The sequence below is a fragment of the Collinsella sp. genome (genome assembly GCF_052346665.1).
Lineage (GTDB): Bacteria > Actinomycetota > Coriobacteriia > Coriobacteriales > Coriobacteriaceae > Collinsella.
Map to the genome: position 1 here is coordinate 1 of NZ_DAWDUX010000001.1, position 21,029 is coordinate 21,029.

The following is a 21,029-nucleotide window of genomic DNA, read 5'->3' on the forward strand; positions in this document are numbered from 1 at the left end:
CTGTGTGCGCGTGGCCAAGATGCTTATGGGCGAGGCCGATGGTGTGGTGGCGACCTTCTCGTTCGATGGCGATCAGGCGGGTGTGATCGCACTGGGCGAGCACCTTCGCGGCGGAGGCGTGCCGTGGAGGTTCAGCCTCGACGGCGGCAAGACATGGGCCGACCAGACGGATGGTCAGGTCGAGGTCGTCTTAACCGCCGATCAGATCGCCTCCATCAATGCCGAGACGGATATCCAGATCCAGCTCATCGGCGCGAGCGTCATCAACTGCATCGATATCGTGGCGGGTCAGGCTCCCTCGCTCAAGTGCGAGGCGAACGACCGCGCGAACCGCATCTATTTCTTTGACGGCAAGGTCCCCAATGGACTCGAGATGCGCGTGGACGGCGGTTCGTGGGAGCCGCTGGATGTTGAGCGGACGTACAAGGGGAATCGCACGGTCGAGCTGCGCGTGCCCGCGCGGGGAACCACCACTGCCTCCAACCCGGTCGTGTTCACGTTCACCGCGGGCGACCGCGATGCAAATTTCGTTCCGTATGAGGAGATGGTGGTCAACTCCTATTCTTCCTCTCGCGATGGCGCGGCGATGGCCCAGCGCGTGATCGATGGCTACTACGGACCGGGCAACGAGTTCTGGATCACGAGCCGCGAGAAGACAAGCGATGCCTGGATCGTGCTCGACCTTGGGCATGAGCGTGCCGTCACGGATATCGATTACTGGCGTCCCAAGAACCTGGGCACCAATGGCGTTCCCCGGTGGGATCGCATGGCGGTGACGGTGTCGGTTGCGCCCGATACGGGCCTTGCTGCCGGGGTTCCGGTGGATGCCTCGGCCTTTAAGGAAGTCGAGCGCTTTGGTAAGGGTGGCACGAAGGTGCCCGGGTGGCAGGAGAGCACGCTGAGCACCCGTTTGACGCTGAGCGACGGTCCAGTGATGGCTCGCTACGTCAAGCTGCACCTGAACGACATCTACTTCAGCGCGACGCTCATCGATGTGTGGGAGGCCCACGAGCCCGGCTTGGAAGCCGATGAGGTGGTCTTTGATTCGATGCGCGAGGGTGAGGAGACTCCCGCCCCCATCGCTCTCGAGTTGAAGAACACAAGCAAGGTCGATGTGCAGATCGAGGGCGTGACGCTCGATTCCGACGCGTTTGAGCTGCGCGGTTCCGGCTCGACTATGATCCCCGCCGGCGGCACGGACGCATCTTGGCAGGTGGTGCCGAAAGCCGGGCTTGCGGTGGGGTCGCACCGGGCGGCTGCCAAGGTTGCCTATCGGGCTGTGGGAACCGAGGCTACCGCGCGCACGCTCAGCATTCCGCTGATGATTGAGGTCTCCCCGGCGGACGTCAGCGTTTCCGTAGATGTTGAGAAGCTCGGGCAGGATTCGGTGCGCTTGAACGCCCGTGTTGAGGGTGCTGAGGGACTGGGTGCTCGCGTGGAGTACGCCCTGTGCGATACGAACCAAGCGCCTGACGCGGTGACGGTCGCCGACACTACTGAGGGACCGCAGGTGCAGGGAAATCCCCTCAACACCTGGACGAGCGATCCGGTGTTCAGCGGCTTGACGCCCGGCGAGACGTATTATGCCTTCGTGCGCGTGACGGGTGTGCCCGGTTTAGGTGCGGTGACTTCCGGCGAGGGAGCGCCCGTTGAGATCGTACCCGATGTCGTTGACCCCGATGGCGGCGACAGCAACGGCGGCAATGGCGGCGGCGATACCGGCGGCAACAACGGCGACAACCAGGGTGGCGACCAGGGTGGCGACCAAGGTGACGGTAACGATAACGGAGACGCCGGGAACAACGGCGACAGCGGCAACGATGGCTCCGGCGGCCAGGAGACTCCCGATGAAGACGGGAACCAGGACGATAATGACGGCGCCAAGGATGAGAGTGGCGACGAGACGCCTCAGAATTCCCTCGGCAGTAAGCCCGGAACCCTTCCCGGAACGGGCGACGCGTCGGCTCATGGCGTGATGGCGTCCGCCTTTGCGGGCGTCGCGTCCATGGCGGTAGCCGCCTTCAGCCGTTTGAGGTCGCGCCGCGAAGACCGGTAGGGCAGGCCACAACGGGAGATGCGCGTTTGGCGCATGTGACCATCCCGCGTCAAGCCTCAACTCGATCCGGGCTTGACGCGGGAACTTTTTAGTGCAATTCTGAAGAAGTCGGTTCCATGCATGCCTCCATAAGGAGGGCTTTTGCATGGACCTTTTTCTTAAACACGCGCCGTGCACGCAGGTGCCGGCATCCGCATCTGGTGGAGGACACGCCCCGCGCACAAAGGGACGGCGCGCCGCGCGAAAGGAACGCTTCCCGCAGGTAGACGTTGGAGAGTTCGAGCGCGCAGCTTCCGGGGGCGAGGGCGTGCAACGCCTTGCGGCTGCGGAGGCATACGCTGCCGAGAGGGCATACGACGGCAAGAGGATGCGTCGCGGGGCACTTTTGGGAGTCTTGCGGGCGGTGTTGTTGGCTTTGGCGGTACCCGTTCTCGTTGCTGCAGTCTTCGTCGCTTCATATGCGTTGACGTGCATTTTGGATGGTGCAACTCCCGAGGAACTCATGGACGCTCTCGCTGCCTTATTTGATAGGATCCGCTCGATCGCGTAGCGCGGGGGCTCGACTTGGCTTTGGTGCGATACGAATGGCGACTGCTAAGATGAGGTTATTCGAAAGCGGATAAGGGGTTGAGGGAATGGGAATCGAGCTTATAACGATGGTCGCATCGGTCACGGCGGCAGTGCTTGCTGCCTGGTCGACCGTCGCGTGCGTCCGCCTGCGCCGCGCACACATGGAGCATCGGGAAGAAAGAGAGCGCTCGATTGCCGAGCGAGAGCAGATGCATGAGACCCTTACCGCCGCAGGCAGCGCTCTGTCTCAAGTTTCCGCTGCCGTGAACGTCGCGCTTGATAGGTTGTCGAGCCTGTCGATAATCGAGCAGCAACATTTCGAGGCGCAATCGCGCGCGTTCGATCAGATGGGCGTTAGGGTGGACGATGTTCGCCGCGAGACAACTCAGTATTTGGAAAAGACGCGCGAGACGGTTGATGCGCAGCTCGGTGCGATGCGCAGTGATAACGAGCGCAAGCTCGAGGCCATCCGTGTCACGGTGGACGAGAAGCTCGCCACGACCCTCAATGACCGCCTGGGCGCCTCTTTTAAACAGGTGAGCGATCAACTCGAGGCGGTGTACCGCGGATTGGGGGACATGCAGTCTATCGCGACGGGCGTGGGCGACCTCAAACGGGTGCTCTCCAACGTCAAGACGCGCGGCATGCTGGGAGAGGTTCAGTTGGCGGCGATTCTGTCCGAGATTCTCGCGCCCGACCAATATGCCGAGAATGTCGCCACCAAACCGGGCAGTGCAGATCGCGTCGAGTTCGCCGTCAAATTACCGGTTGAGGAGGGCGAGCCGATTTGGCTGCCCATCGACTCAAAGTTCCCCGGCGACACCTACGAGCACCTGCGCGATGCGATGGATGCGGGCGATGCCGAGGGAATCGCCGCCGCCCGTCGTACGCTCGAGCAGGTCATCAAGCTTGAGGCGAAGGACATTTCCGCCAAATATCTGAGCGTTCCCGAGACGACGAACTTCGGCATCATGTTCCTACCGTTCGAAGGCCTGTATGCCGAGGTTGTCGACCGGCCGGGGCTTATCGAGTGCCTACAGCGCGACTACCAGGTGAACGTGGCAGGGCCCTCGACCATGGCGGTGATCCTCAATAGCCTGCAATTGAGCTATCAGACGTTCGCGTTCCAACGCCGTGCCGACGAGATCCAAAAGGTGCTAAGCGCCGTCAAGGCGGAGTTCCCCAAGTATCAAGCGGAGTTGCGCCGCGCGCTCAAGCAGATCGAGACTGCCGGGAAGACGGTGGACGGAATCATAAACACGCGCACGAACGTAATTGAGCGCAAGCTCAGGAGCGTGACCGCTTTGGAAGACGATATGCTTGCTGCCGAATTGCTCGGAATCGAGGCCGTGGACGCGGACGAGTTGTGACGTGCCCCCTTTGGCACGCGTGTGAAGCTCGTGGTAAACCCCTTTCGCATGGTCCGCAATCGGTATATCATGCTGAGCGTGTGTTTATATGGGCTTGAGGCGCGTAGTCATGTGTCGAGAGCAGGTAAATAGAAGGAGCATCACATGTCCGGACACTCTAAATGGGCCACAACCAAGCACCGCAAGGGTGCGCAGGACGCCAAGCGTTCCGCCCTGTTCTCCAAGTTGAGCCGTAACATCACCGTCGCGGCCCGTCTGGGCAACGATCCCAATCCGGACAACAACGCCTCCCTTGCCGCCGCCGTCGCCAAGGCAAAGGCTCAGTCCATGCCCAAGGACAAGATCAAGGCCGCTATCGACAAGGCCTTTGGTTCCGGTGCCGACGCCGCCGTGTACGAGAACATCGTGTACGAGGGCTACGGTCCCGCGGGCGTTGCCGTGTATGTCGAGTGCCTGACCGATAATCGCAATCGTACCGCCGCCGATGTCCGCTCCGCGTTCTCCCACGCGGGTGGCAACCTGGGCACTTCCGGCTCCGTGTCGTTCCAGTTCGAGCGCAAGGGCCAGGTCGTCGTTGCCAAGCAGATCGTCGATCCCAACGATAAGAAGGAGAACCTCATGGCCAACGGCGCTGCTGGCGATGAGGAGGAGTTCATGATGGCCGTTGCCGAGGCCGGTGGCGACGATTACGAGGATGCCGGCGAGGAGTGGGTTGTGTGGACCGCCGCCGGTGACCTCATGGCCGTCTCGAAGGGCATTGAGTCCCAGGGCATCGAGGTTAAGGGTGCCGAGCTCACCATGGTTCCCACCACCCCGACGTCCGTTTCTGGCACTGATGCCAAGAAGGTCCAGCGTCTCATTGACCGCCTCGAGGAGCTTGACGACGTTCAGGACGTCTACTCCACCATGGATATGACCGACGAGGTCATCGCTGCCCTCGAGGAGGAGTAGGTTCGGGGTTCCCGAGGCACCGCATCGTGACGTGCAAGTCGTCGCTTGTTTGAGCCGGGTTCGCTATGTGGCGGGCCCGGCTTTTCCCTAGAGCGGCGTGTTCGCCGTATAATCGAGAAGCGCGCCGTGATGCTTTACGGGCTATCGGGGTACAAAAGGTGAAATGTGTGCGGGCGCCGTGGTGCCCGCGATGTTTAAGAGAGAGGAGGAGCCATGCGACGAATAAGCAGAATCGGGCTGGTTTTGTATCTCATCGCCGGTGTATTGGTGGTCGGCGCATGCGCGGGCTCCCTCTTTGGTCCCTATACGGAGCGGTTCGCCTCGATGCTCGCATCGGGGTCCGGCCGCGTGATTATGGTCATTTGCCTGGTCATTGTCGCCCTGAATCTAATCGCCGTCCTGTTGTACCTGCTCGTTGATCGCCCTGAGCCCACGTGCATGCGGTTGGCGGGCAACGCGGATATCGAGGTTTCGACTGAGGCTTTGGCTTCCATTGCGCGATCTGCTGCCGCGGAGCGCGATGTGATGGTCGAAGATGTCCACGCCCGTGTTGTGGGCCGCGATAAGTCCGCTGTGGACATTCACATCGAGGCGATTGCGCTCACGCAGCACAACGTGGAGGGCCTTGCGCATCGTGTGCAGCAGCGTGTCCAAGATGCCTGTAACGAGATGCTCGGAGTAGCCGGTGCGCGTGTGCACGTACGTTTTCTCCCGAGTAAAACCGTGACCGTGACGAAGGAGGTCTCCGGTGAGCGATAATTCCCATGCGCCTAAGGCGCCAAAAGCGATAGTCGAGCAACTCGAGGTCCATGTTGAGGGCGTAGGAGAGCGGGGGACAGGTGATACCCCCGGTCCTTCGGATCGAGATGCGACCGAGGACTCTTCTCAGAAGGGCTCCTCGCGCATGGGTGGGGATGGCGCGCAAGACGGTGCGCATGCCTCTCGTCGTGATTTCCAACGCGCGACCATCGGCTTGTTTGAAGGGCTTGGTCGCACGGCATGGGCGTATGCCAACGCTCATCCGCATGCCATGCTGTACGGCATCATCGGCTTTGTGCTGGCGGTGCTCATCTTGGTGATTGGCCTGTGGGACACGATTGTCATCGCGGTCTTCGTGTTTGTGGGTACGGTCATTGGCCAAATGGTCGATGGCGACAACGCGGCGGTCAATTTCATACGCCGCGTACTCGATGGGCGTAAATAGACGCACGATCGGTTCGTGTGAGTTTGGGATTTGCGGATAGGAGCGAATCATGGCAGACAGTAAAGAGTTTTTGGATAACAAGGACGCTGACGCGGTGGAGACGGTCGAACGGGCGTCGTCCGACGACGCGGCTGAGGCGACTGACGCCATCGAGGACATCGAGATCGGTGAGGTCCTTGCCGAGTCTGAAGAAGACGACGACTCCGAGGACTCTCTCACCTACTCCAACGGTGTGATTGAGAAGATCGTCGCCATGGCCACGCGCGAGGTCCCGCATGTGTTGGGCATGAAGGGCAACCTCATGCACCTCGTCCAGGAGACCTTCGGCGCGGAGAACCTTTCCAAGGGCGTTACCATCGAGGTGACCGACGACAACCGCGTGGTGGTCAACATCTCCGTCATCATCGAGTACGGGTGCTATGCCCCCGCCATCTTCGAGGACGTCAAAGAGCGCGTGACCGAGCGCCTCACCGCCATGACTGGCCTTGAGGTCGCGGGCATCAACCTGCGCATTGAGGACGTTGTCACGCGCGAGGAGTACGAGGCGAGCCGTCGCCGTCACGCCGAGGACGCCGAGTAGGGACTGCCGCGTCTCATGAGGGCCCGCGTCCCCGCCGTTTCGAGGTAAAAGGCGGACTCGGGCAGATGCGTTGCTTTCGATTAAAGGGACCCTTCGGGGTCCCTTTTGTTACATGGGAGTTTCCTTGCTTGCCCTATATAGGGTACCCTGTTACTCTCATCCCCATGATTACGTTTGTTGGACATAGCGCGAACATGATGATGGTCATGGAGATGCCCTCGCCCGGGCACTTTGTCATGCCGCGCGATTTCCGCGTGCTGATAGAGACCGGGCGCCTCCACTAGGTTGTCTCCGGCGGGAGATGGCCACAGGTCCCATTCCATCTTCAAGCGGAGTTTTCCTCGTGATCAGCATCAAGCATGTGTACAAATCTTTCGCCGCGCCCAAAGCGTCCGGCAAGAAACGCCACGGAGGCAAGGCCGAGGTGTCCTACGCCGCTTCGGTGAGCGGAAATCCTGCTCTCGGAGCTGCCGCGGTCGTGCAGGCGACTGACGAGGCGGCCGAAACCCTGGCGTCGGTCGAGGCCGACGGCCTGGTTCACGCCCTTTCGGACATCAATCTCGAGATCGCCGACGGCGACATCTTCGGCATCATCGGTATGAGCGGTGCCGGCAAGTCGACGCTCGTTCGCACGATCAACCTCCTCGAGCGCCCCACATCGGGCATCATCGAGGTCGATGGCTGCGACGTCACCGCGCTCTCCGGCGAGGAGCTTCGCGCGTATCGTCGCCGCGTGGCAATGATCTTCCAGAACTTTGGCCTGCTGGCCCAGAAAACCGTGCTAGAAAACGTCTGCTTCCCGTTCCTCGCCGCCGCCGGCAAGGTGACGGAGGAAAACCGCACCCGTGCTCTCGAGCTACTCGACCGCGTTGGCCTTGCGGAGAAGGCGCAGAGCTATCCCAGCCAGCTCTCCGGCGGGCAGAAGCAGCGCGTGGCCATTGCCCGCGCGCTCGCTTGCGAGCCCGAGGTCATTCTCTGCGACGAGGCTACCTCCGCCCTCGACCCCAAGAGCACCAACACGATCCTCAAGCTGCTGCGCGATATCAATCGCGAGACCGGCGTGACGCTGGTGGTCATCACCCACTCCATGGACGTGGTCGAGAAGATCTGCAACAACGTCGCGGTGCTCGAGCACGGCCGCGTGGTGGAGCAGGGGAGCGTGGCGGAGGTTTTCGCCGCGCCCCGGGCTGAGGCCACGCGCGTATTGCTTGGAAAGGTGGATTGGGATGCTTAACGATTTCCTCGCGGAGTTCGCTCCGCTGCTCATTCAGGGTACCGTCGACACGCTTGTCATGGTGTTCGCATCCACAGCGGTTGCCTATGTGATCGGCACGGTGCTCGGCGTGATCTTGCACCTCACGGCCCCCGGCGGTCTGCGCCCCGTTCCCGCGCTCAACGCGGTTTTGGGCTGGGTGGTCAACATCGGACGCTCTCTGCCGTTCATCATTTTGCTCATCGCCCTCATGCCCGCCACGCAGGCACTCGTGGGCACCTCCACCGGCGTAGTGGGCGTCATTCCGCCCCTGGTGGTCGCTACCGCCCCGTTCGTGGCGCGCATGGTCGAGCAGTCGCTCGCCGAGGTGAGCCGCGACGCCGTTGAGGCCGCTGAGGCCTGCGGCGCGTCCGTCCCGCGTATCGTGTTCTCCGCGCTCCTGCCCGAGGCACTGCCGAGCATCGTGCGCGGCGTCGCCGTGACGCTCATCGCCGTACTGGGCTACACCGCCATCGCCGGTGCCGTGGGTGCGGGCGGTCTGGGCGACATTGCCATCCGTTACGGTTACTACCGCTATGAGGATGAGGCCATGATCGTCACGGTCGTCCTGCTCGTTGTCCTCGTCCAGCTCATCCAGTCCGTCTGCAACGCCATTGCTCGCAAAGTGGACCACCGCTAGAGGTTGGTTTGCTGCTAAGGGCTTTGGCTCGTCGATTTCGAGGCGTTGCCCTCGTGTATCTGGCACCGCCTGCCCGCGCCCTCTACGATGTGGGCACGAGGTTGGGTCCTCGTGCCGGCGCGCATGGGTCTCGTGCCGCCGCGTATTGCTCGGCACAAGACGCGAAAGTGCACTCTCGCGGCGCTTTCGAGTCGTTTTGGCCCCAGTCCTTCCGCGAGAGTTAACTCTCGCGTCACTTTAGGGGCGATTCATCCGCAAATCCTCCGCGAAAGGTAACTTTCGCGGAAGGTGAGGGATGGGGGGGGTGAACCAACGGCCCTCGATTCCCTCCCGCCAACTGTGTTTTCCATCTGAAAGGATTCCATCATGAAGAACTTCAACACCTCCATTTCCCGCCGCTCCCTTGTTGCTTCCGCTTTCGCGGGCCTTGGCGTTGTCGCTTTGGGCGGTCTGACTGCCTGCGGCGGGTCTGGCACCGCTGCCGAGGGCTCCGCTGCCGCCGGCTCGACCACGCTCACCGTGGCTGCAAGCCCCGCTCCCCATGCCGAGATCCTCAACGACTTCGCCGCGCCGCTGCTTGCCAAGGAGGGTATCGAGCTTAAGGTGAAGGAGTACACCGATTACATCCAGCCCAACAAGGACACCACGTCGGGCGCGGTGGACGCCAACTACTTCCAGCACATCACCTACCTGGAGAACTACAACGCCGAGAACGGTACCGACCTCGTCTCCGCGGGGCTGATTCACTACGAGCCCTTCGCCGTGTACGCCGGCACCTCCAACGACCTCGACGCCATCGCCGACGGTGCCACCATCGCCGTGCCTAACGATCCCACCAACGAGGGCCGTGCGCTGCTCCTGCTGCAGGACCTGGGCCTCATTGCCCTCAGCGATCCCGAGAACCTCGAGGCCACGCCGAAGGACATTAAGGACAACCCGCACAACCTCAAGTTCCAGGAGCTCGAGGCCGCTGCGCTTCCGCGTGCCCTCTCTTCGGTGGATTTTGCGGTCATCAACGGCAATTACGCCATCGAGGCGGGCTACCACGTGGCCGACGCTCTGGCTCACGAGTCCTCCGATTCCCTTGCCGTCGAGAAGTACGCCAATATCATCTGCGTTGCGAAGAACAACGAGGATTCCAAGGCCGTCAAGGCGCTCGTCAAGGTCCTGACCTCGGATGACTTTAAGGCGTATCTTGAGGAGAACTACGGCGAGGATGTTCTTCCGGCGTTCTAAAGCTTGCTCGACCGCCCAGTTGCGCATCCGCGCAAGACAGGCTCTCGTGTACTTCTTCGGGCTGTCCCGCGCGCACGGGACGGCCCGTTTTCTTGAGTGTGCTTGGTTTCCGCTTGCGTCGTCGCGCCGGCGCGTTACCATCAGGGCGCTATGGTTTCGGCGGACGATGGAGCGCGCGGTGGAAGAGCACGATAGCGGCAGGCAGGGCGCCTTCACGGCGGAGGGAACGGACGGTTGCCTCGCCACAGGGCATACGCCGCCTGTGGAGCCTTTGGAGCACTTGGTTTCCGAGGAGGATATCCGTCGCGGTGAGCGGGCTGGCGCCAAGCGTAGCAAGGACCCGGGCTTTCTTCATTTCTTCGCCGTCCTCAACGGCGGCCTCATCTTAACGGCACTCGCCATCGTCTTGTTTAAGACGCCCAATCACTTTGCCTTTGGCGGTACGTCTGGCGTGTCGGTTATCCTATCCACGCTGTTCCCGTCGCTGCCCGTTGGTGCGTTCATGTGGATCATCAACATCGCGCTCGTGGTGCTCGGTTTCATATTCCTTGAGCGCAAGGCAATCCTCTGGAGCGTGTTTGCGTCCTTTGCGCTTTCGGGGTATGTCTCGTTGTTCGAAATGCTGTTCCCGGGAGTCTCGACTACATCGATCACGGGCGATATGTGGCTCGATTTGTGCTTTGCCGTGATCTTGCCGGCGATTGGCAGTGCCATGGTGTTCGACATCGGCGCTTCAACGGGCGGCACGGACATCCTTGCCATGATTCTCAAGCGTCACAGTACGCTTGAGATCGGTCGCGCGCTGCTGCTGGTGGACATCGGAATCGTGTGTATCGCCGCGGTTCTGTACGGTCCGCGCGTGGGTCTTTACTGCGTGCTTGGCCTGTTTGCCAAGACGCTCGTGGTCGATAAGGCAATCGAGAGCATTCACCTGCGCAAAGTATGTACCATCATCTGCAAGGAACCTCTCAAGGTCGAGACCTATATCGTTAAGGAGCTCAACCGCACCGCCACGATCAGCCGTGGGTACGGTGCTTTCTCCGGCCAGCTCGTCACCGTGATCATGTGTGTGCTCAGTCGTCGCGAGGCGGTGAAGCTGCGTCGCTATGCGCGCGAGGTCGATCCGGGCTGTTTTATCACAATTGTGGACAGCTCTGAGATTGTTGGCAAGGGCTTTAGAGGTGTTAATTAATAAGACGTGCGGGGTTTATTGAAGATGCCCGCGTAGATTGCCTTGCCAATGGTGCGCGAGCCGCCGTTTTGCATGTGAAAAAAAGATGGCTACTCGATGGCGCTAGGCTTCGTTGAGGGCGTCCGAATCCGCGGCCCCATCGTTTTCGTTGTCGAGGCAGAAATCGACGATGGCTTGCTTGAGGCGATCGATGCCCAAGCCAGATTCACTGCTTGTGACGATGAGCCGATCGGCGGGGATGCCGAGCTGCTTGCGGATGGAGGCCGCTTGCTTGCCCTGCTGCGACTTGGAGAGTTTGTCCGCCTTGGTGAGGCAGACAATGAAGTTGAAGCCGTTTTCACGCAGGAAGTTGATCATCTCAAAGTCGAGCTTGCTCGGGTCGTGGCGGATGTCAACGAGGGAGACAACCAGATTGAAGCTGCGTTCGGAGTCGAAGAAGTCGCCGATGAGACGAGCCCAGCGGTCGCGCTCGGCCTTGCTTCGCTGTGCGAAGCCGTAGCCGGGTAGGTCGACGAAGTGCACGCCATCGGCTTCGAAGAAGTTGACATTGGCCGTCTTGCCGGGGGTGGAGGAAACCTTTACCAGGCTTCGACGGTTGAACAGCTTGTTCATGATTGAGGACTTGCCCACGTTGGAACGGCCCACAAAGCTGACTTCGGGGCAGGTTGACGGTGGAATCTGCGACGCCTTGCCATAACTGGCGACGAAGTGGACTTTGTTGTAATTGATAGCTTCGGCCATAGGGCAGCCTTTCGTGCTAGTCGCGGGGCTCGACACCCAGCTTAACCGCTAGGCGACGGACGATGGACAGGACGAGGGAACTTGCGCTTGCGGCATATTCCTCGAGGTCGAACTCGCGGGAGGACAAGGCATCGTAGCTCTCATCGCAGTTGTCTGAAATCGCGCGCAACACCAGGCAGTCAATCCCGTTCTTGGCGGCGATGTGCGCGATGGCGGCACCCTCCATCTCGACGCAGTCGCCCTGCGTGGCGGCGATGGCGGCGGCCTTTGCTTCGCATCCGCTCACGAAGCGGTCGCCCGTGGCGATGGTGCCGCGCAAGTACTGCTGCGGCTCGGTGCCTGCGTTGTTGCGACGGAACAACGTGGCATCGGCATCGGCTCGCGCGGCGGCAAGGGTCTCGGGGTCGGCGGCCGCATTGCCAGTGAGGGAGGCGTCGATGTAGCCGTGGGCGCGCAGCGTTTCTTCGGCGAGGTCGATGAGGAAATCGGTGCTGGTAAATTCCTCGAGTTCGGGAGCGGATTCGGCGATGAGGGCCGTGTCGGTGTCGAGGTAACGCAGGTGCTCACCGATGACGACGTCGCCGATATGCAGCTGGGGGTTGAGGCCGCCGGCGATACCGGAAAAGATGATGGCATTGGCGTGGTAGGCGCTGATGAGATGTTGCGCCGCTGCGGCGGCGTTAACCGTACCCATGCCGGCGGTGGTGGCAACCACTGTGAAGCCGTGATACTCGCCGCCCACGATATGCAGCCCGGCTTCGTCGACGACGGTGCCCTTCTCTACGGCGGCATAAATCTGGCGCACTTCCTTTTCCAGCGCGCCGATGATGGCGATGGTGGGTGTCATGCGTCTCCAATCGGGCAAGCGAGTGTGTATCGCGGCCTATTCTAGCAGCGCAAAGGTGAACGCCAGCGATTTTGCGGCAAACGAACAGACCCCGAACGGTCGCCCGGGGTCTGCAGGGCGCCAACGAGCTGGACGGCTACTTTAGATTTTGCAGGTGGTCGTATACAAAACTTGCGATAGCGGCAGAGTCGTTGATGTCGAGGAAAGGCGGCAGCGTGACGTCGGATTCGTTGAAAGCGCGCCCCTCCTCCTCGGCGGCGGCGCGGGCGGCCTTTGCTGCTCGTGTGCGGAAGTCGCGTGCCACCACATCGTTGCAGGCCACGGCAAGCGTGTTCTCGTCGATGAGCTCAAACGAGTCGCGTCCACGCATGCGGTCGATGCCGCTGCGCGCCACGGCTATGCTCGGCAACCCCGCCGTCTTGTAGCCCTCCACGATCACGATGTCCACATCGGTGTAGTGCGCAATCAGGTCGCGCACGGGGACTTCGCCGTCGATTCGCGCGTATTCGGCGTAGGCGCCGGGCGAGACGAGTCCCACATGGCGGCTGCCCGCTTGAGCGTGACGCCACGAATCCTTGCCGGGCTGGTCGATGTCGAAGCCCTTGTGGCCGTGGTGTTTGATGGATCCCACGCGTAGGCCGCGTTGGGTGAGTCGGCTAATGACCTTCTCGACGAGCGTCGTCTTTCCGGCGTTCTGGTAGCCCACAAAGGCAATGGCCGGCGCCGCCGCTCCTGTGCGCGGGCCGCCGGGCAGCGGCGAGGGATCGAGGTCCTCGGGTGCGGGGGAGATGGGGGAGGGGGCCGCGTTTGCGGCATTGGCGGAGTCGGCGCTGGCCGTAGCGTCATCGGTGCCTGCCATGCCTTCCGCACCGCCGCGTTCCCACAGGCCGGAACGTCCGCCCTCTTTGTGGAGCAGGCGAACATCGACGATCTCCATGCCGCGGTCGACGGCCTTGCACATGTCGTAGATGGTGAGGCATGCGGCCGAAGCTGCGGTAAGTGCTTCCATCTCGATGCCCGTCACGCCCGTCACGCCGCAGGTCGCGCGCACACGAAAGCCCACGCGGCCGTCCTCGCGCTCTGGTGCCCAGCCGCTCGCGAGCTTTGTCCCCGGCGCGGTGATGGGCGCTATCTCGACCTTCGCCTTGGTGAGGTTGAGCGGGTGACACATGGGGATGATGTCGCTCGTGCGCTTGCTCGCCATGATGCCGGCGACGCGCGCGCAGGCGAGGACGTCGCCCTTTTTGGCGCGATCCTCGAGGATCATCGCCTGCGTCTCGGGGTGCATGAGGATGGAGCCTTCTGCGATGGCGAGGCGCTGGGTGACCGCCTTCTCGCCCACATCGACCATGCGCACATCCCCGTGCTCATCCACGTGCGTGAGCTCATCGCGGTAGGCATCGCGCGGTGCGGGGCCCGTCGGCTGCGCCGCTCCGGCGTCCGGGTTGCGCAGGTCGGCTCTCGCGTCCCGGTTGGACGGGCCTCCCCCCTCGACGAGCGTGAGCTCGCCGCCCTCGCCCACGACGGAGGCGGGATACTTCTCGTGCACCTCGCGGCCCAGGGTCTTGGGGCGGTCATGCTTATCGGGGGTGCGGGTGGTCACGGTGATCAGCCTCCAATCTGCGACATGAAGCGCAGGGTGCCATCGATGTGGTCGTGTTGTTGGGGTTTGTGCGCCAGCGCGTCGCGGTAGATCGCGACGACGGCTTCGTCGTCCCCGCTCCTGAGGGCCTCGCGGACGCGGTACTCCGCATCGGAGAACAGGCACGGGCGTATGGAGCCGTCGGCGGTGAGACGCAAGCGGTTGCAGGCGCTGCAGAAGTGGTTGGACATGGCGGAGATGAAGCCCACGGTGCCCACTGCCCCGGGGAAGGCCCAGTAGCGCGCGGGGCCGGCTCCGTAGGGAGCGGCCCCCTCCACGGGTGCGAGGGTGCCGATCCCCTCGGCGACGGCCTGCGAGGAGATGAGCTCGCGCAGTTCATCGGAGGGGATGACGTCGCTTGCGTCCCAGAGCTCCGGGTTGAGTGGGTGGGCGGAGCCACCCGACGTGCCCGCCCCGCAATGGGGGGAGGCGGGATGGTCGGGTGCGTCCGCGCCCCCGATAGGCATGTACTCGATGAAGCGCACGTGCACGGGGCGCTCGAGCGACAGCTTGGCGAGCTCGAGCACATCCTGGTCCATACGCCTGACCACGACGGTGTTGACCTTGACCGGCTCGAAGCCGTATTCGAGGGCGGCATCGATGCCGGCGAGCGCCTGTTCGACGCGGCCCAGGCGCGTGATCTGGGTGAAGCGGTCAGCGTTCAGGGTGTCGAGCGAGATGTTCACACGGTCGAGCCCGGCTTCGCGAAGTGCCGGCGCAAGACGGGGGAGCAGGGTGCCGTTGGTGGTGAGGGAGATGTCCTCGATACCATCGATGGCGCGAATTTCCTCGATGAGGGGAACGATGCGGTGCGAGACGAGCGGTTCGCCCCCGGTGAGCCGCACGCGCGTGATGCCCTCGGGAGCGACGAGCCGCACGAAATGAGCGATCTCCTCGGCGGAGAGCAGCTCATCGTGCGCGCGCATCGCGACGCCCTCCTCGGGCATGCAGTACACACAACGGAAGTTGCACTTGTCCGTGACGGAGATGCGCAGGTAGTTGATGCCTCGGCCGAAGCCGTCGTGAAGTTCGCGGGGCACGCGGGCGCCTTTCGGGATGGTCCGGCGGCATGCCGGTGAAGGGTAGATGATTTCATGGTACCCCACGTCACCGAGGGGAACCACGATGGTTCGCATGCGTTTCGGGAGGGGGCCGGTAGGCCGGTTGGGGTGCTTTGCTACACTGGAGTACTAAAGCACGGGAGATGGGAAGATATGGGAAAGGGACATTTCTCCGGCCTTTGCGACCGGTTTACCTATTCAACGCCGGAGCTCACGCAGCAGGTTCGCCGGTTCATCTGGGCGCGTCTGTTGCTCTATCTCGGCGCGATGTCGAGCTATTTCATCGGCGTGATGGGAACCCTCACGTTCGCTATGGGTGCTGGTGTGGGGGACAACGCCATCGCCGTCGGCTTACTCAACCTATGCATCGTGTTCGGCCAGATTCGCGGAGGTGGTTTGCTGGACCGTATGGGACCGCACCTCTACCTGCGCATCGCCGTGGCAGGACTCGTTGCGAGCGGCCTGCTCTACCAAGTGGCGGGCACGAGCGTCGTGGGCGTCTACATCGGGGCCGCTGTGTTCGGGTTCGCATGGGGCATGGCCGAGACCATCCCGCGCTCGTACCCCGCCTATCTCACGGATGACCTGGATGAGCTCAAGCGCATCAACGCACTCGTGACCCTTACGGGCAACATCGCCATCGTAGTGGGACCGCTTGTGGGCGGGGCGATCTCGCTCGTGGCTCCCACGCAGGCGGTATTTTTGTTCATGGTGGCCTGCTCGGCGTTTGCGCTCATTCCCGGATGGGGGATCGAGGCTTTGAGGCAGCCTGGTGAGCTCGATGGGGGCGCCGATGACATGGGGGAGGCGGCCTTCTCGTCGACGGACGGGGCGCCAGCGGGTGATTCCGCTCCCCGGGGGAATATCTCCGCGGGCTTCTCCGTCATCTTTGGCAGCAGCGTACTCACCTTGCTGTTCTGGGCAACGCTTCTTTCCTTCATGGGATACGGAGCATTCGACCCGCTCGAGTCCCTGTTTTACCGTGATGTGCTCAACGTGGGTGCCGAGTGGATGGGCTGGCTGTCCGCTCTGTCGGGCGTGGGCGGTCTTATAGGTGCCGCGCTTGCGGGCGTTATGCCCCCGCGCCTCATCAACGTGCGGGCCCTGCTCGTGGTTCTGTGCATCACGGGGCTCGGTAGCCTGCTGTACGTTGCCACGCCCTTCGTACTTATCGCGTGCGTTGGGCAATTCATACTCGGTATCGCGTTCTCGGCATTCGGCCCCATTAAGGACACCCTCGTGCAGGTGCATACGCCGCTCGACCGCATTGGCCGCGTCAATGCCGCTATGGGCGCCGGGTACAACATGGCGGGCGCGATTCCGCTGCTGTGCGCCCCGAGCCTCGCGCACATGTTCGGCGTGCAGGGGACGCTCATAGCTGCGGGCATGCTGGTCGCTGTGGTCCCACTCGCGATTCTGGTGGTGCGCCGTCGGGAGCTTGCCCAACTGGTGAAGAGCGAGCGCGTGGCAGAGGAGGAGCTCGCGGAAGGATAGCCGCCCACTTATGAAGGTGCTTTTGGAGACGGCGTGAACGAGTAACGACGCCCCGCGTGCTCGGCTTGCCGCCGCCGTAATCCTCGGCTAGGCTGGATATGCACGAGATCACTTGGGAGACGTGATATCCATGCCGCGCGAGAATACGCAGCACCAGAACGTGACAACGATCAATAGCGAAGACGCCACAACGGAGGGCGACAGTCCGAGCGTGCGCATTGCCGGCTTGAGCCCACGTGAATTCGCCAAGAGGGTGCTCGTCATCTTGCTCGGGTCCGCCATCGTGAGTTTTGGCGTGCACAACATCCATAATGTCACGGGTATCACCGAGGGCGGTATCATCGGCCTCGTCCTGTGCTTCGACCATTGGTTTGGCATCCCGCCCTCGGTCGTTACGCCGGTGCTTGACGGTCTGTCGTACCTAGTGGCGTTCAAGGTTCTGGGTGGCGGCTTTTTGGGCTGGTCCGCCGTGGCGACGGTTTCGGTCGCCGGATTCTACAAACTCTGGGAGAGCCTTCCTCACATGCTGCCCGATCTTTCGAATCAGCCGCTTGCCGCTGCAGTGCTTGGTGCCCTGTTCGTGGGCGTGGGCGTGGGGCTCGTGATTCGTCAAGGCGCTTCGGCTGGCGGCGACGATGCGCTGGCGCTCTCCATCTCCAAGGTCACCGGTTGGCGTGTGGGCCGTTGCTATCTGTTCACCGACCTCACGGTGCTCGCACTCTCGCTTACGTACATCCCGGTTGTCAAGATTGCGTTTTCACTCATCACGGTTACGATCTCGTCGGCCGTCATCGACGTGGTGAAGGATGCCTCGTGGGACCATGTGGAGGAGCTGGGCGAGTGGCTGCACGAGCGTCGCATGTCCGCTCGTCGGTGAAAACTCGCTCATGTAATTGTAGTCAACTGCTAAAAACTCGCTCATGAAATTGTAAAATAGCAGGTAGATACTATCGCAGGCGATTGAGCATCACGCTGGCTTATTCGCTGGGGCTGAGCTCGGTGCCGCGGAGGGCGGGAAGGGCCGTTGCGGGAAGTGCCCGTTCCAGGAATTCGAAGCTCGCATCGTAGTCCTGCGCGAAGAGGCAGCAAAAAAGCGAGTCGAGCACATATTGCACGGCAATATGGCTGGCGAACTGGGTGATGCGGTTTTGCAGGCTCTCCTTGTCGCTCACGTGCAGGTACACGTTGAGGCCCGGGTTGAGTTGCCCGCCGCGCGGCGTCCCGACGAAGACCGTGGGGACTCCGCGTTCCTGCAGGATCGGCAGGATCGTGGTGAGATTGGGCCCTAACCCCGAATATGAGATGACGAGCGCCGCGTGCGTCGGGTCCGCGGCGAGGGCGACCCGCGTCTGAGACTCAATGCTCTCGAAACAGGTGGCGGTGCGCCCGATGGAGAGCAGGCGGTCGCAGAACATATGGGCTGGGTAGAGGTTATGCGACTGCGTGAAGATGTCGATCGACGCCGCGCGCTCGAGAAGGCCCGCGGCCCGATCGAGCTCGACGCCGTCGAGCACCTCGCGTGTGTCGGTGAGGGTCGTCTCGTAGACCTGCGCCATGCTCGTGAGGACCGCATCGGCGCTCTCGCCTGCATTGAAGGGGAAGTTGATGTCGACGTTGCCCGAGCGCCTCTGCTGCTCCTCGGCACGCGCCACCTCGACCTTGAGCTCCTTGAACCCCTCGAGTCCGAGTTTTTTACAGAAGCGATGCACGCTGGGAATCGAGACATGTGCCGCGCGGGCGAGCTCCTTGATGGTGAGGCCGTGCAGCCTGCCGCCGAGCGCCAGCACGGTGCCGGCGAGCTGCTGCTCGGCGGGCGTGAAGCCCTCCGCCAGCTCCATGCGTCGCTTGATGTCCATGGCGCCCCCCCTACGCGGAGATGGTTGGATTGGTATCAAATGAGGATATCAAAACGTATCAATGATAAGTCTCGCCACCGGTGGAGCCGCGATATCGTTCTGCAGGTGTCGGTTGAGGGCCTGGAACAGGTGTCGGCGCGTGTTCAACCTGACCGTTTACGGAATACTCGCCGTAGCTCCCAGCATTTTGCGGTATCTATACATATAGCAAAACATTTGTTTAGTTGTTTAGGAGCTTCTCATGGCCAAGGTCAGCGTTCGAGAGATCAGCCGCGCGACGGGATTCTCCCCGGCGACGGTTTCCAACGCGCTCAACGGCAAGCGCAGCGTGAGCGAGGAGACCGCCCGCATCATCCGCGAGGCCGCCCAGAATATGGGCTATCAGCAGAGTGCGCAGCTCGATGCCATCACGTTCGTGCTTGCGCGGAAGAGCGGCAAGATCGTCGATGAGAGCACGTTCCATCCGTCGGTGATCGAGGGCGTCGAGCGCCAGGCGCGCCGTCACGGCATGAGCACCTCCTTCGTCTCCGTCGACTTCTCCGATTTGGATGCGGCGCGGCCCCAGGTCGAGTCGATCGCGGGCGACCCTTCCGCCGCCATCGTGCTTTTGGGCACGGAGCTCGGGGAGGAGGATTTCCGTCTGTTCCGTGACTGCGCGGCGCACATCATCGTGCTCGACAGCTGGAGCGACCAATACGATTTCGATGCCGTGGTGATGTCCAACGAGGATTCGACCCTGCGCGCGGTCAACTGTCTGATCGAGCACGGTCATCGCAAGATCGGCTATCTCGCCGGTGATTTCCGCATTCAGAATTTCAAGGCGCGCGAGCGCGGGTTCGAGCGCGCCCTTTCCGAGGCGGGTATCGAAGTGAATTCTGCCTGGCGCGTGTCGCTCGGTACCACGCTCGAGACGGCATATGAAGATATGGCCGCATGGCTCGCGAGCACGCCGCGCGAGCAGCTGCCGACGGCCTTCTTCGCCGATAACGACGTGCTCGCCGTCGGCGCCCTGCGAGCCCTGTCTGAGGCGGGTATCGAGGTCCCGCGCGACGTGTCGATCATCGGTTTCGACGACCTCTCCGTCGGCGCCTTCTCGAATCCCCCGCTCACGACGGTGCACGTGCTCAAGCACGAGGTGGGGGAGATCGCGGTGAGGCGTTTGGTCGGTAACATCCGAAGCCCCAAAGTTTATACATGCCGGACAATGGTATCGACGTATTTCGTAGAGCGTCGCAGTGTGAAATCAACGAATGGGACACCTAGGCCGATTCGCGCTTAATCAGGGAGACTCCAACTCCAATGCTGATAGGGTGGTGCTCGCTTTCATCTATGACCTCGATGATGCGCCCGGCGGCAAGGGAGCCCATATACCGCGATGGGACATTCAACGTGGTGAGTCGCGGCTGCACGTAGGTGCCGCCTACGTGGTTGTCAAAGCCGATGATACGCACATCGTCGGGCACGCGATAACCGCGCTCCATTAGCGCCTTCATGGCACCTATGGCAATATCATCAAAAACGGCGGCGTAGCTTTGGGCAAGGGGCTCGCCCGCATCGATGATGCCGAGCATGTTTGCGTATGCGTCGTCTGGAGCGACGGCGAGCTCGTGGATGATGCCACACTTTTCCGACCCGGCTAGCTGACTGACGGCGTGCTCGTAGGCAAAGCGTCGCTCGGCGAAGTTGCCCAAGGTAATGGGTGTCGCTAACAGCCCCGGGACAGATCCATACTTCGAATACAGGTACTGTACGGCAAGCGCCATACTGGCGGCGTTGTCGATCTTGACCGTATCGACCCCAACGTTCATGCATGAATCCAGCAGCAACAGAGGGCAGTCCAGCGACGCGAACGGCATAAAATCCGACTCGAACATCTCTGTCGCAAGGATGATGACGCCGTCGTATTGCGCCTCGGCGATGTTGGCAATCTGCTCCTGTATGTTCTCGTATGGCGAGTAGTTCACCAGTGAAAATGAGAACCCCGCGTGCCTCAGGGCGCCTTCGACTCCGGCAAGCATGTCGGAAAAGAAAGGGCTCGAGAAGATGCGGCGTCGATTAAAGGCAACCAGTGCGACGGTTCCGCTCTTTTGGCGCTCAAACTTAATCTTGCTAAAGTCGTAACCTAGGGCCTCGGCGGTGCTGAGTACTAACTGGCGAGTCTTTTCGCTTACGCCGCGTCGGTTGTTAAGTGCGAGGGAGACGGCCGCTGCCGAGATTCCAAGCTGGTCGGCGATTTGTTTTGCAGTGACGGCCATGGTGATTCCTAACGATTGACAACTAAAAGTGAGCTTAACACTCAGCTGTTCATTAAGCTAAATATTTGTAACTCAACTTAGG

At 61.9% G+C, this 21,029-nt stretch carries 19 protein-coding genes; 13 read left to right on the forward strand and 6 right to left on the reverse strand.

All coding sequences use genetic code 11. From position 1 onward, the window contains the following. From ACT8II_RS00005 to ACT8II_RS00050, 10 genes are all read left to right on the forward strand, one after another. Positions 1-2,056, forward strand: a 2,056-nt coding sequence (locus ACT8II_RS00005) for a discoidin domain-containing protein (protein WP_443812733.1), incomplete at its 5' end; no start/stop codon positions are given. 635 nt (positions 2,057-2,691) lie between these two features. Then, positions 2,692-3,996 (forward strand): DNA recombination protein RmuC, encoded by a 1,305-nt coding sequence (locus ACT8II_RS00010; RefSeq protein WP_294159960.1) that lies wholly within the window; start codon positions 2,692-2,694, stop codon positions 3,994-3,996. A 144-nt stretch (positions 3,997-4,140) separates the two neighbouring features. Then, the gene (locus ACT8II_RS00015; RefSeq protein ID WP_118652385.1) at positions 4,141-4,947 is read left to right on the forward strand and encodes a YebC/PmpR family DNA-binding transcriptional regulator; all 807 of its coding nucleotides are present in this window, start codon (positions 4,141-4,143) and stop codon (positions 4,945-4,947) included. Between the two features lie 213 nt (positions 4,948-5,160). Then, positions 5,161-5,706, forward strand: a complete 546-nt coding sequence (gene amaP / locus ACT8II_RS00020; RefSeq protein WP_294121647.1) for an alkaline shock response membrane anchor protein AmaP — start codon at positions 5,161-5,163, stop codon at positions 5,704-5,706. After that, the gene (locus ACT8II_RS00025) at positions 5,696-6,151 is read left to right on the forward strand and encodes a DUF2273 domain-containing protein (protein ID WP_443812734.1); all 456 of its coding nucleotides are present in this window, start codon (positions 5,696-5,698) and stop codon (positions 6,149-6,151) included. The genes amaP and ACT8II_RS00025 overlap by 11 nt, the downstream gene beginning before the upstream one ends. A gap of 49 nt (positions 6,152-6,200) precedes the next feature. After that, positions 6,201-6,731, forward strand: a complete 531-nt coding sequence (locus tag ACT8II_RS00030) for an Asp23/Gls24 family envelope stress response protein (RefSeq protein ID WP_294121652.1) — start codon at positions 6,201-6,203, stop codon at positions 6,729-6,731. Positions 6,732-7,074: 343 nt separating this feature from the next. After that, entirely contained in the window at positions 7,075-7,965 is an 891-nt protein-coding gene (locus ACT8II_RS00035; protein WP_330006529.1) for a methionine ABC transporter ATP-binding protein, read from the forward strand. Next, positions 7,958-8,623 (forward strand): methionine ABC transporter permease, encoded by a 666-nt coding sequence (locus ACT8II_RS00040; protein ID WP_317440153.1) that lies wholly within the window; start codon positions 7,958-7,960, stop codon positions 8,621-8,623. Before ACT8II_RS00035 ends, ACT8II_RS00040 begins: the two co-directional genes overlap by 8 nt. A gap of 366 nt (positions 8,624-8,989) precedes the next feature. Further along, positions 8,990-9,859 carry a MetQ/NlpA family ABC transporter substrate-binding protein gene (locus tag ACT8II_RS00045; RefSeq protein ID WP_118652395.1) on the forward strand — a complete coding sequence of 290 codons (870 nt, stop codon included), beginning with the start codon at positions 8,990-8,992 and terminating at the stop codon, positions 9,857-9,859. A gap of 166 nt (positions 9,860-10,025) precedes the next feature. Then, the gene (locus tag ACT8II_RS00050) at positions 10,026-11,051 is read left to right on the forward strand and encodes a YitT family protein (RefSeq protein ID WP_317440154.1); all 1,026 of its coding nucleotides are present in this window, start codon (positions 10,026-10,028) and stop codon (positions 11,049-11,051) included. A 102-nt stretch (positions 11,052-11,153) separates the two neighbouring features. On the opposite strand, the gene yihA is transcribed toward ACT8II_RS00050, so the two are convergent. From yihA to ACT8II_RS00070, 4 genes are all read right to left on the reverse strand, one after another. After that, entirely contained in the window at positions 11,154-11,792 is a 639-nt protein-coding gene (yihA, locus tag ACT8II_RS00055; protein ID WP_294121660.1) for a ribosome biogenesis GTP-binding protein YihA/YsxC, read from the reverse strand. A gap of 16 nt (positions 11,793-11,808) precedes the next feature. Next, a complete protein-coding gene (locus ACT8II_RS00060) occupies positions 11,809-12,639 on the reverse strand; it encodes a 5'-methylthioadenosine/S-adenosylhomocysteine nucleosidase (RefSeq protein WP_304291654.1) in 831 nt (276 codons plus the stop codon). 136 nt (positions 12,640-12,775) lie between these two features. Further along, the gene (gene moaC, locus ACT8II_RS00065) at positions 12,776-14,242 is read right to left on the reverse strand and encodes a cyclic pyranopterin monophosphate synthase MoaC (RefSeq protein ID WP_443812735.1); all 1,467 of its coding nucleotides are present in this window, start codon (positions 14,240-14,242) and stop codon (positions 12,776-12,778) included. 5 nt (positions 14,243-14,247) lie between these two features. After that, the gene (locus ACT8II_RS00070; RefSeq protein WP_330006531.1) at positions 14,248-15,321 is read right to left on the reverse strand and encodes a GTP 3',8-cyclase MoaA; all 1,074 of its coding nucleotides are present in this window, start codon (positions 15,319-15,321) and stop codon (positions 14,248-14,250) included. 174 nt (positions 15,322-15,495) lie between these two features. Between ACT8II_RS00070 and ACT8II_RS00075 the strand changes: the two genes are divergently transcribed. Continuing rightward, positions 15,496-16,836: an MFS transporter gene (locus ACT8II_RS00075; RefSeq protein ID WP_330006532.1), complete on the forward strand. Its 1,341-nt coding sequence runs from the start codon at positions 15,496-15,498 to the stop codon at positions 16,834-16,836. Between the two features lie 130 nt (positions 16,837-16,966). Beyond that, positions 16,967-17,713 carry a YitT family protein gene (locus ACT8II_RS00080; protein WP_330006533.1) on the forward strand — a complete coding sequence of 249 codons (747 nt, stop codon included), beginning with the start codon at positions 16,967-16,969 and terminating at the stop codon, positions 17,711-17,713. A 100-nt stretch (positions 17,714-17,813) separates the two neighbouring features. Here the strand turns inward: ACT8II_RS00080 and ACT8II_RS00085 are convergent, their stop codons facing one another. Next, positions 17,814-18,692, reverse strand: coding sequence for a MurR/RpiR family transcriptional regulator (locus ACT8II_RS00085; RefSeq protein ID WP_330006534.1), 879 nt, complete (start codon positions 18,690-18,692; stop codon positions 17,814-17,816). A 241-nt stretch (positions 18,693-18,933) separates the two neighbouring features. On the opposite strand from ACT8II_RS00085, the gene ACT8II_RS00090 reads away from it, so the two are divergent. Beyond that, entirely contained in the window at positions 18,934-19,971 is a 1,038-nt protein-coding gene (locus ACT8II_RS00090; protein ID WP_443812736.1) for a LacI family DNA-binding transcriptional regulator, read from the forward strand. Here ACT8II_RS00090 and ACT8II_RS00095 read toward each other — a convergent pair. Further along, positions 19,952-20,947, reverse strand: a complete 996-nt coding sequence (locus ACT8II_RS00095; RefSeq protein ID WP_118652413.1) for a LacI family DNA-binding transcriptional regulator — start codon at positions 20,945-20,947, stop codon at positions 19,952-19,954. The two genes, ACT8II_RS00090 and ACT8II_RS00095, sit on opposite strands and share 20 nt — an antisense overlap. Positions 20,948-21,029 lie beyond the last annotated feature (82 nt).

Bases quoted from the DNA above. Each gene is read 5' to 3' on its own strand.
- ACT8II_RS00010 (WP_294159960.1), top strand. From the start codon at position 2,692: ATGGGAATCGAGCTTATAACGATGGTCGCATCGGTCACGGCGGCAGTG.
- ACT8II_RS00015 (WP_118652385.1), top strand. From the start codon at position 4,141: ATGTCCGGACACTCTAAATGGGCCACAACCAAGCACCGCAAGGGTGCG.
- amaP (WP_294121647.1), top strand. From the start codon at position 5,161: ATGCGACGAATAAGCAGAATCGGGCTGGTTTTGTATCTCATCGCCGGT.
- ACT8II_RS00030 (WP_294121652.1), top strand. From the start codon at position 6,201: ATGGCAGACAGTAAAGAGTTTTTGGATAACAAGGACGCTGACGCGGTG.
- ACT8II_RS00040 (WP_317440153.1), top strand. From the start codon at position 7,958: ATGCTTAACGATTTCCTCGCGGAGTTCGCTCCGCTGCTCATTCAGGGT.
- ACT8II_RS00045 (WP_118652395.1), top strand. From the start codon at position 8,990: ATGAAGAACTTCAACACCTCCATTTCCCGCCGCTCCCTTGTTGCTTCC.
- ACT8II_RS00050 (WP_317440154.1), top strand. From the start codon at position 10,026: ATGGAGCGCGCGGTGGAAGAGCACGATAGCGGCAGGCAGGGCGCCTTC.
- yihA (WP_294121660.1), bottom strand. From the start codon at position 11,792: ATGGCCGAAGCTATCAATTACAACAAAGTCCACTTCGTCGCCAGTTAT.
- ACT8II_RS00060 (WP_304291654.1), bottom strand. From the start codon at position 12,639: ATGACACCCACCATCGCCATCATCGGCGCGCTGGAAAAGGAAGTGCGC.
- ACT8II_RS00075 (WP_330006532.1), top strand. From the start codon at position 15,496: ATGGGAAAGGGACATTTCTCCGGCCTTTGCGACCGGTTTACCTATTCA.
- ACT8II_RS00080 (WP_330006533.1), top strand. From the start codon at position 16,967: ATGCCGCGCGAGAATACGCAGCACCAGAACGTGACAACGATCAATAGC.
- ACT8II_RS00085 (WP_330006534.1), bottom strand. From the start codon at position 18,692: ATGGACATCAAGCGACGCATGGAGCTGGCGGAGGGCTTCACGCCCGCC.
- ACT8II_RS00090 (WP_443812736.1), top strand. From the start codon at position 18,934: ATGGCCAAGGTCAGCGTTCGAGAGATCAGCCGCGCGACGGGATTCTCC.
- ACT8II_RS00095 (WP_118652413.1), bottom strand. From the start codon at position 20,947: ATGGCCGTCACTGCAAAACAAATCGCCGACCAGCTTGGAATCTCGGCA.